Here is a 9856-nt window from a genome sequence, read left to right as displayed (position 1 = left end):
ACAAGAGGTACGGTGCGGTGAACAAGGCGCCGGGAGGACGCCACCGGGGGCGGTGAGTTGGGGGGGTTGCACCCCCTAAAAATGCCACTCGGGGGGGCGGCGAACACACCTTGCCCCCCGCCTCTCGGATTACTCCCTAGGGAGGATCCCGCAAGGCTACTGGCGGGTCTACTCTGGAGCTGCTCATGGAGTCTGCTCCACCCCGCAGCCTCCGTGTGCGTGCTGCCCGGAACCGGGCCTGACACGAAGGAAATCGATGCTCGTCACCCTGCTCAGGCGCTATGGCGCGCGCTATTGGCCGTGGATCCTGGCCGTAGCGGTCTTCCAGCTCGCGACCACCATCGCGACCCTCTACCTCCCGAGCCTCAACGCGCAGATCATCGACCAAGGCGTCGCGAAGGGGGACACGGACTACATCTGGCAGCAGGGCGGCATCATGCTCGCGGTCGCGCTTGCCCAGGTGGTCACGGCGATCCTCGCCGTCTACTTCGGGTCGAAGACTTCGATGGCGTTCGGCCGTGATCTCCGCCGGGGCGTCTTCCGTCGCGTCGCCTCATTCTCATCCCAAGACGTGCAGCGCTTCGGCGCGCCCACCCTCATCACCCGCGGAACGAACGATGTCCAGCAGGTCCAGATGGTCCTGCTCATGGGGCTGAACTTCATGGTCTCCACCCCCATCATGTGCGTGGGCGGCATCATCATGGCCCTCCGCGAAGACGCAGGCCTGTCATGGCTCGTGTGGGTCTCGGTGGGTGTGCTGTTCGCGGTCGTGGGGTTCCTCGTCTACCTGCTCATGCCGCTGTTCCGGAGCATGCAGGCCAAGATCGACGGCATCAACGGGGTCCTCCGCGAGCAGATCATCGGCATCCGCGTGGTCCGCGCGTTTGTCCGCGAGGAGTACGAGGAGGGCCGCTTCGCCGAAGCCAACAGGGCGCTGACGGACGTCTCGCTCAAGGTCGGCCAGATCTTCGTGCTGATGTTCCCGATCATCATGCTGCTCCTCCAGGCAGCCACCGCCGCCGTGCTGTACTTCGGCGGCCACCGGGTGGAGTCGGGGGACATGCAGATCGGCTCGCTCACGGCGTTCATGCAGTATCTGCTGCAGATCCTCATGGCCGTCATGATGGGCACGTTCATGGCAATGATGATCCCGCGTGCGACCGTGTGTGCCGACCGCATCGGCGAGGTGCTCGACGTCGAGCCTTCTATGGGCGAGGCGGCGCAGCCGGTCACGCCCGACCGCCGCGAGGGCGTCGTCGAATTCCGGAACGTCTCGTTCGCGTACCCCGGCGCGGAGGCACCCGTGCTCAGCAACGTCTCGTTCACGGCTCGGCCGGGCCAGACTGTCGCCATCATCGGCTCGACCGGCTCGGGCAAGACGACGCTCCTCAATCTCGTCCCGCGCCTCTATGACGCTGCCGAGGGCGAGGTGCTGCTCGACGGTGTTCCCGTGAATCGGCTCAGCCGAGGGGACATCACCTCGCGCGTCGGGATGGTTCCGCAACGCCCGTATCTCTTCTCCGGCACGATCGCCCACAACCTGCGGTTCGGCAAGGAGTCCGCGTCCGACGACGAACTGTGGGACGCACTCACAGTCGCCCAAGGAGCGGACTTCGTGCGCGCGAAACCGCACGGACTCGAGTCGGGGGTTTCGCAGGGCGGCACGAATGTCTCCGGTGGGCAGCGTCAGCGACTGTGCATCGCGAGGGCTCTTGTTGCCCAGCCCAAGGTGTACCTGTTCGACGACTCGTTCTCGGCGCTCGACGTCACAACCGATGCCCGGCTCCGCCGCGCCCTCAACGAGCGTACGCGCGAGGCGACCGTGATCATCGTGGCGCAGCGCGTCTCGACCATCGTGGAGGCCGATCAGATCCTGGTCCTCGACAACGGGAAGATCGTGGACCGCGGCACGCACGAGGAGCTGCTCGAGACGTCGCCGACTTATCAGGAAATCGTGCAATCGCAGATCACGGCGGAAGAAGCCGAGAGCGTCGCCGGCGCAGGTGCCGGGACGAGCACGGGAGTTGCGGGGGAGCAGGCATGAGCCAGGACCACGTCAGCCAGGACCACGTCAGCCAGGACAAGACGTCGGCCGTTGCCGCGAATCCGGAGCCCGAGGAGGAGGACGACGACCTCGCGCCGTCGCGCTCACGCGGCGGTCACGGCGGCGGCGGCTTCGGTCAGCAGATGCCCACGAAGAAGGCGAAGAACTTCCGCGCGAGCGCGAAACGGCTTCTCGGCCTGATCCGTCCGGAATCCGGATGGATGGCGATCGTCATCGCGTTCATCGTCGTCTCTGTGGTGCTCTCGGTCATCGCGCCGAAGATCCTCGGCCAGGCCATGGACGTGATCTTCGCCGGCGTCATTGGCAAGCAGATGCCGGCGGGGATGTCGAAGGAGCAGATCGTCGGGGGCCTGCGGGCCCAGGGGCACGGCAATCTCGCCGACATGCTCTCGGCGATGAACCTTGTGCCCGGGCAGGGGATCGACTTCAACCAGCTGACGTTCCTCATCTCGGTCATCCTCGTCATGTACTTCGTGGCGAGTCTGTTCATGTGGGTGCAGGGCTTCATCCTCAACCGCGTCGTGATGCGGGTCGTCTACCGGCTGCGCAGCGATGTCGAAGCCAAGCTCAACCGGCTGCCGCTGGGCTACTTCGACACCCGGCAGCGCGGCGACCTCCTCTCCCGGGTGACGAACGACGTCGACAATGTCCAGCAGGCGCTCCAGCAGGCGTTCTCCCAGCTGCTCTCCTCGATCCTGCAGGTGCTCGGCATCATCGTCATGATGTTCATCGTGTCGTGGGAGCTTGCGCTCATCGCGCTCATTGCCCTTCCGCTCTCGGCGGTCGTGACCGGCGTGATCGGATCCCGAAGCCAGAAGCTCTTCCAGGCACAGTGGAAGAACACCGGCGTCCTCAACGGCCACATCGAAGAGTCCTTTTCGGGCCACGAGCTGGCGATCCTGTTCGGCCGGCGGGACGACATGGTCGCGGGCTTCGACGGCAAGAATGAGGACCTGTACAAGGCCTCGTTCGGCGCCCAATTCGTCTCGGGCATGATGTTCCCGATCATGAACTGGATCAGCTACCTCGCGTACGTCGGGATCGCCGTCGTCGGCGGCCTGCGGGTGGCGGCCGGACTCATGACCCTTGGCGATGCGACGGCGTTCATCCAGTACTCGCGACAGTTCACCCAGCCGCTCGGGCAGATTGCCGGGATGGCGAACATGCTGCAGTCCGGCGTCGCCTCGGCGGAGCGCGTCTTCGAGCTGCTTGACGCGGAGGAGCAGGAGCCCGAGACGGCCACAAACCACCTGCCCCGTACTACAGACGGCCACGTGGACTTCGAGCACGTGACGTTCTCCTATTCCGAGGCCAAGCCCCTCATCGAGGACCTCTCGCTGACGGCTGAGCCTGGCAACACGGTTGCGATCGTCGGTCCCACGGGAGCTGGCAAGACCACACTCGTGAACCTCGTGATGCGGTTCTACGAGATCCAGGGCGGGCGGATCCTGCTCGACGGCGTCGACATCCGCGAGCTCTCCCGCTCCGAACTGCGGTCAAAGATCGGCATGGTCCTTCAGGACGCGTGGCTGTTCGGCGGGACGATCTACGACAACATCCGGTACGGGAACCTCGACGCTACCGAGGAGCAGGTCATGGCGGCGGCGAAGGCAACGTACGTGGATCGTTTCGTCCGCCTGCTCCCGGACGGCTATGACACTGTGATCGACGAAGAGGGCACGAACATCGCGGCAGGCGAGAAGCAGCTCATCACGATCGCCCGAGCCTTCGTCGCGAATCCCTCGCTGCTGATCCTCGACGAGGCTACGTCCTCTGTGGACACGCGCACCGAGCTGCTGGTCCAGAAGGCCATGCGGGCGCTTCGCACGGACAGGACCTCGTTCGTCATCGCTCACCGCCTCTCAACGATCCGCGACGCCGACACGATTCTCGTCATGGAGGACGGCAAGATCGTGGAGCAGGGCAACCACGAGGAACTCCTCGAACGCGGCGGCGCCTATCACCGGCTCTACATGAGCCAGTTCGCTGGGGGCCTCGACCTCGACGCAGAGATTGCCGCGGCGACCGCCGGCCGGGAGACCACAACCTGAAGTACGCCGAGGTCGGGGGGTGTGGTGCCGAGGTCGGGGGGTGTGGTGCCGAGGTCGGGCCGGCCTACAGCTCCTCGGGTTCTGGGCCGAGCTCGAAGTGGCGCCCCTCGACATGCTCGGGAGTGATCTCGACGTAGACGTCCTTGTGCGTCGGGAGCCAGGACTCGATCTTGGCCGCCTCGGCCGCCTCGATCTCCCCGGCGTGTTCAAGCACCCTCGCGCTCCCCTTGACGACGACGCTCCACGCCTCGCCTGAGAGGATCGCGTCAGCCTCGAACGCCACCTTGCCCCCAATGACCACCTCGATGAGCTTCGTCCCCGGGGTTGTCCGAATGAGCAGTCGCTGCTTCACCGCCTTGACATTGATCGGGACGACGTCCAGCTCGCCGGCCGCATACGTGACGAGCCGGCCGTAGCGGGTGTCCTCGAGCAGGAGCCAGCTCTCGTCCTCCGTGAGGATCCGGACTGGGTTGTCATCGTCGTGTTCGAAGAGCATTGCTCTCTGCCTTCCTCTCGATGGCCCTCTGATGCCGGCCGAAACAGCCGGGTAACATGAGCCGCCTAGCATCCCAGATTAGGTGCCGTCGGCCGTTTTGAGCAGGCGCGCAGACGTGCTGGCAGAGAAGGAGGCGCCATGAGGCTGAGCCCGCGCGAACAGGAGAAGCTCATGATCGTCGTCGCGGCCGACCTCGCGCGACGACGGCAGGCGCGGGGCCTCAAGCTCAACTACCCGGAAGCGGTAGCGATTCTCAGCTACGAGCTCATCGAGGGCGCGCGCGACGGCAGGTCAGTGGCCGATCTCATGAGCTGGGGAACCACGATCCTGGCCCGTGACGACGTGATGGAGGGCGTGCCCGAGATGATCCACGACGTACAGATCGAGGCCACGTTCCCAGACGGAACGAAACTCGTCACGGTTCACGAGCCGATCCGCTAGGAGGGCGTTGTGCAAGAACAGTTCGTCCCGGGACAGACGGTCACCGCGCAGGGTGAGATTGTCCTCAACGCTGGCCGCCCGGTGACCGAGCTCGACGTCACCAACACCGGGGACCGTCCGATTCAGGTCGGCTCGCACTACCACTTTGCGGAGACCAACCGTGCCCTCGATTTCGATCGCGTCGCCGCCCACGGCCATCGCCTGGACATCCCCGCAGGGACGGCTGTGCGCTTCGAGCCAGGCGACCGCAAGACCGTGCGGCTCGTGCCGCTCGCTGGCTCGCGGGAGGTCTACGGTCTGCGGAATCTCACCGATGGCCCGCTCGAGTCGCGCGCCGCGGAGGGCGGGAATAACGACGACGGCGGGCAGCCGCCGTCGTCCGTTCCCCCGCCGGGCGGCCGTGAGCAAGGCATCCCCAACCGCGCCATCCCGCGGGCCCACTATGCCCAGCTCTACGGGCCGACTACCGGTGACCGCGTCCGCCTCGGTGACACCGGCCTGTTCGCCGAAGTGGAGGACGACCTGACCGTTTACGGCGACGAGGTGGTGTTCGGCGGCGGCAAGGTGCTGCGCGACGGAATGGGTCAGAATGGGCGGCTGACGCGCTCTCAGGACATTCCGGATACCGTGATCACCAACGCCCTCATTGTGGACTACACCGGCATCTACAAGGCGGACGTCGCGCTCCGGGACGGGCACATCCATGCTGTCGGCAAGGCCGGGAACCCTGATCTGCAGGACGGCGTGGACATCGTGGTGGGGGCGTCGACGGAGATCATCGCGGGGGAGCGGAAGATCCTCACCGCGGGTGGCATCGACACGCACATCCATTTCATCTCGCCGGATCAGGTTCCCACGGCGCTCGCGTCGGGGATCACCACGATGATAGGAGGCGGGACAGGTCCAGCGGAGGGCACCAAGGCGACAACCGTGACCCCCGGTTCGTGGCACCTTGCCCGCATGCTCGAGGCTGCGGAGGGCCTGCCGATGAACTTCGGCTTCCTGGGGAAGGGGCACGCCAGCCGAACCGAGCCGCTCGACGAGCAGATCGAGGCGGGCGCGATCGGGCTCAAGATCCACGAGGACTGGGGCGCGACGCACTCGTCCATAGACACCTCGCTTCGGGTGGCCGACGAGTACGACGTTCAAGTGGCCATCCACACCGACACCCTCAACGAGTGCGGCTTCCTCGAGGACACGATCGCAGCGATCGGGGACCGCGTCATCCACACGTTCCACACGGAGGGCGCAGGCGGCGGCCACGCCCCGGACATCATTGCCATCGCCGGTCAGCCAAATGTCCTGCCTGCCTCGACGAACCCCACCATCCCCTACACGCGCAATACCGCCGAAGAACATCTCGACATGCTCATGGTGTGTCACCACCTCAGCCCGCAGATCCCGGAGGACGTGGCCTTCGCCGACTCCCGGATCCGCCCCGAGACCATTGCCGCCGAGGACGTTCTGCATGATCTCGGGGTCTTCTCGATCATGTCGAGCGATTCCCAGGCCATGGGCCGGGTGGGCGAGGTTATTACACGTACCTGGCAGCTCGCCGACAAGATGAAGGCTCAGCGAGGCGTTCTTCCGGCTGACGCCGCAGCGGACAATTTCAGAATCAAACGCTATATCGCGAAATACACGATCAATCCCGCGCTCGCGCAGGGTATTGCGGACTATGTGGGTTCCGTGGAAGTCGGCAAGTTTGCGGATCTCGTGCTCTGGGACCCCGCATTCTTCGGGGTGAAACCCGATCTCGTCATCAAGGGCGGGACGATCGCAAATTCGGTCATGGGGGACCCGAACGCCTCCATTCCGACGCCCCAGCCCCAGACGCTCCGCATGGCGTTTGGCGCGTATGGGAGATCTGTTCAGAGTTCGTCGATCACATTCCTCTCGCGGGCGGCGATCGACCTTGGCGTTCCCGAACGACTGGGGCTGCGCAAGCACATCCGCGCCGTTGGCGGAATTCGCTCGCTCCGAAAGGCGGATCTCCCGTTCAACGGCGAAACGCCGGAAATCGACGTGGACCCTCAGACGTATGAGGTCAGGGTCAATGGCGAACTCGCAACCTGCGATCCCGTCGAAATCCTGCCGCTCGCCCAACGCTATTTCCTTTTCTAAGGGGCATCGCATGATCGTCACCGAAATTCTGGGCAATCTGTACGACGACGGCGCTGCCCTTGCGTACGACGGGTTGCATCGCGAGCGGGTCGTCCTGCCCAGCGCCGACCTTGCCAAGCGGATTCAGCGCGTGCAGACGGACCATGGGACCGAACTGGGGATCCGGCTCCCCGTCGCGGCGCCCGACCTGCGTGACGGGGACATCCTCGCGGCAGACGCCAGAAGCCTCATCGTTGTCTCCGTCCAGGCCACGGATGTCCTCGTCATCGCGCCGCGGACGATCGGGGAGGCCCTGTTCACCGCGCATTCGCTCGGTAACCGGCACCTTCAGGCGCAGTTCTTCGAGGACGTCATGGTGTGCCAGTTCGACCACACTGTCCGGGACTTCCTCGACAGGCACGGCGTTCCGTATTCCCGCGAGGAACGGGTCATGGAGGTTCCCTTCCGTCACGCGGAGCACAGCCACTGATGTCCCGTCTGACGACGTTGATGCAGCTCACCGACTCCGCACTGCCGACCGGCGCATTCAGCCACTCGTTCGGACTTGAGGCGTATCTCGAGTCAGGTCAGGTGCACGACGAGCGCACTCTCCTGGACTGGCTCGACGCCTTCCTTTCGACCCAGCTCACGTTCACCGACGCCGTCGCCGTCCGCCGCGCGTGCCGCTCCGGGCGTCCCCACCCCGCCGAGGTCGGGTCATATGGCGCCGAGGTCGGGTCGGGTGGCGCCGAAGTCGGGTCGGGCCGGGGAACCGATCTCGGCGGCCCAGGCCCCGATGTCGGGCACATGGGACCCGATGTCGGCGGCACAGGCCCCGATGTCGGGCACATGGGACCCGATCTCGGCGGCACAGGCCCCGATGTCGGGCACATACCACCCGATCTCGGCGGCACAGGGCCCGATCTCGCGCACATACCCCCCGACCTCGGCGGGCTCGAGGCCCTCGACGCCGAGCTCACCGCCCTCCTCATCCCCGCCCAGATCAGGGCAGCAAGCCTGAAGATGGGCCGCCGGATTCTCGAGATCGCCCGTGACTCGTTCCCGTCGGCAGGCGTCAAAGCGTACGCCGAAGCCGTCGCGGACAACCGCTGCACCGGCCATTACACGATTGCGTTCGCAGTGGCAGGTGCCGGCCAGGGCCTCGACGAGGAGACACTCGTCGAGGCCTACCTGTACTCGACGCTCACCGCCCTGACGTACAACGCAGTCCGCGCCATCCCGCTCGGCCAGCTGGCTGGCCAGCGGATCTTGGCGACCCTCCGGACGAAGGTGCCCTCCGCCGTCGCCCGTTCCCGCACCGCAGACCCGCGGCACTTCGGTGCCGCGGCACCCGCCCTCGAAATCCATCAGATGCGGCACGAGCACCAGCGCGCACGCATGTTCATGAGCTAGGAGACCTGACATGAGTGATCCCGTGATCATCGGCATCGGCGGCCCGGTCGGAGCCGGCAAGACCCAGCTCGTCGAACGCGTCACAAGAGCGCTCATCGGTGAGCTTTCGATGGCCGCCATCACGAACGACATCTACACCATCGAGGACGCGAAGATCCGCGCGCGCAATGGCGTACTTCCGGAGAACAGGATCGTGGGCGTCGAGACGGGCGGCTGCCCGCACACGGCGATCCGTGAGGACACCTCGATGAACACCGCCGCGATCGAAGACCTCAAGGAACGGCATCCCGACCTCGAGCTCATTTTCGTTGAGTCCGGCGGCGATAATCTCTCGGCGACCTTCAGCCCGGAGCTTGTCGATTTCTCGGTGTACATCATCGACGTCGCCCAGGGCGAGAAGATTCCGCGCAAGGCTGGCCAGGGCATGATCAAGTCGGACCTCCTCGTCATCAACAAGACGGACCTTGCGCCGTTCGTCGGGGCGGACCTTGCCGTCATGGAGCGCGATTCGAGGTCCTTCCGCGGCGACAAGCCATTCTGCTTCACGAACCTCAAGACGGACGAGGGCCTCGACTACGTCCTCCACTGGATTCGGCGCGACGTGCTCATGATGGACCTCGCGTGACGGCGGTGATCCGGCACCCACCGAGAGAGCGGACGACGGCGGACGCTCGCCTCACGGGGGAACTCCGTCTTCGCATTGGGCTCCGCGGGCGGCGGAGCGTGGTGGTCGATCAGTTCCACGCGGGCGCGCTGCGGATCCTTCGGGCGCACTACGCTGGGGGCTCAGGGCATCCCGTCCTCACTGCCATCAATCCGGGAGGCGCCTATCTGGGCGGCGACGAGTACGCAGTCCAGGTCGGGCTCGAGACGGAAGCCTCGGCCCTGCTGACCACGCAGTCGGCTACGAAGGTGTACCGCACGCCCCAAGGCCCGGCGCGGGCGGTGCAGCGCATCGACCTTGCCCCGGGGGCGCGCTTCGAGTCGGTGCCGGACCCGCTGATCGCCTATCGGGGCGCGCGGTATCTGCAGGAGACCGAGGTGGACATGGCGGCCGACGCGACGATCGCTCTCGCCGAGACCATCACGCACGGTTGGTCCCCGGATGGCCAGCCGTTCCAGTTCGACGAGGTTTCCCTGGTGACCCGCGTCCGGATCGACGGTCGGCTCGGTGTCGTCGACAACCTCCTGCTCCGCCCCGGCGAGGGCGGCGTGGGTCCTTTGGCGCTGGGCGGCCGCTCGCACCTCGCGTCGCTGCTTGTGGTTGACCGGCGAGCGGACGACGGC

9 protein-coding genes are annotated in these 9856 nt (G+C 65.9%); 8 read left to right on the top strand and 1 reads right to left on the bottom strand.

What is annotated here, in order from left to right; all coding sequences use genetic code 11:
• The first annotated feature begins 256 nt into the window (after positions 1–256).
• Both ACTHL9_RS03555 and ACTHL9_RS03550 read left to right on the top strand, forming a co-directional pair.
• On the top strand, positions 257–2044 hold the full coding sequence (locus ACTHL9_RS03555; RefSeq protein ID WP_440517358.1) for an ABC transporter ATP-binding protein: 1788 nt from the start codon (positions 257–259) through the stop codon (positions 2042–2044).
• A 143-nt stretch (positions 2045–2187) separates the two neighbouring features.
• Complete coding sequence (locus tag ACTHL9_RS03550; protein WP_440517359.1) at positions 2188–4116, top strand: ABC transporter ATP-binding protein; 1929 nt, start codon at positions 2188–2190, stop codon at positions 4114–4116.
• 64 nt (positions 4117–4180) lie between these two features.
• Here the strand turns inward: ACTHL9_RS03550 and ACTHL9_RS03545 are convergent, their stop codons facing one another.
• Entirely contained in the window at positions 4181–4612 is a 432-nt protein-coding gene (locus ACTHL9_RS03545) for a pyridoxamine 5'-phosphate oxidase family protein (RefSeq protein WP_440517357.1), read from the bottom strand.
• Between the two features lie 138 nt (positions 4613–4750).
• Here ACTHL9_RS03545 and ACTHL9_RS03540 point away from each other — a divergent pair, with 138 nt between their 5' ends.
• The 6 genes from ACTHL9_RS03540 to ACTHL9_RS03515 form a co-directional block, all read left to right on the top strand.
• On the top strand, positions 4751–5053 hold the full coding sequence (locus ACTHL9_RS03540; protein WP_440517356.1) for an urease subunit gamma: 303 nt from the start codon (positions 4751–4753) through the stop codon (positions 5051–5053).
• Between the two features lie 9 nt (positions 5054–5062).
• On the top strand, positions 5063–7177 hold the full coding sequence (ureC, locus tag ACTHL9_RS03535; RefSeq protein ID WP_440517355.1) for an urease subunit alpha: 2115 nt from the start codon (positions 5063–5065) through the stop codon (positions 7175–7177).
• A gap of 10 nt (positions 7178–7187) precedes the next feature.
• A complete protein-coding gene (gene ureE, locus ACTHL9_RS03530; RefSeq protein WP_440517354.1) occupies positions 7188–7646 on the top strand; it encodes an urease accessory protein UreE in 459 nt (152 codons plus the stop codon).
• Positions 7646–8569 (top strand): urease accessory protein UreF, encoded by a 924-nt coding sequence (locus tag ACTHL9_RS03525; protein ID WP_440517353.1) that lies wholly within the window; start codon positions 7646–7648, stop codon positions 8567–8569. Before ureE ends, ACTHL9_RS03525 begins: the two co-directional genes overlap by 1 nt.
• A 10-nt stretch (positions 8570–8579) precedes the next feature.
• Positions 8580–9194: an urease accessory protein UreG gene (ureG, locus tag ACTHL9_RS03520; protein ID WP_440517352.1), complete on the top strand. Its 615-nt coding sequence runs from the start codon at positions 8580–8582 to the stop codon at positions 9192–9194.
• On the top strand, positions 9191–9856 hold a 666-nt coding region (locus ACTHL9_RS03515; protein WP_440517351.1), incomplete at its 3' end, for an urease accessory protein UreD. The genes ureG and ACTHL9_RS03515, both read left to right, overlap by 4 nt.

Origin of the sequence: Sinomonas sp. (assembly GCF_051955515.1) — a bacterium.
GTDB lineage: Bacteria > Actinomycetota > Actinomycetes > Actinomycetales > Micrococcaceae > Sinomonas.
Note: the sequence above shows the minus strand (reverse complement) of the source record. Positions and strands in the feature narration are given on the sequence as shown.

Coding starts and splice junctions, on each gene's coding strand:
- ACTHL9_RS03550 (WP_440517359.1), top strand. CDS start 2,188: ATGCCCACGAAGAAGGCGAAGAACTTCCGCGCGAGCGCGAAACGGCTT.
- ureG (WP_440517352.1), top strand. CDS start 8,580: ATGAGTGATCCCGTGATCATCGGCATCGGCGGCCCGGTCGGAGCCGGC.
- ACTHL9_RS03525 (WP_440517353.1), top strand. CDS start 7,646: ATGTCCCGTCTGACGACGTTGATGCAGCTCACCGACTCCGCACTGCCG.
- ureE (WP_440517354.1), top strand. CDS start 7,188: ATGATCGTCACCGAAATTCTGGGCAATCTGTACGACGACGGCGCTGCC.
- ACTHL9_RS03540 (WP_440517356.1), top strand. CDS start 4,751: ATGAGGCTGAGCCCGCGCGAACAGGAGAAGCTCATGATCGTCGTCGCG.
- ACTHL9_RS03555 (WP_440517358.1), top strand. CDS start 257: ATGCTCGTCACCCTGCTCAGGCGCTATGGCGCGCGCTATTGGCCGTGG.
- ACTHL9_RS03545 (WP_440517357.1), bottom strand. CDS start 4,612: ATGCTCTTCGAACACGACGATGACAACCCAGTCCGGATCCTCACGGAG.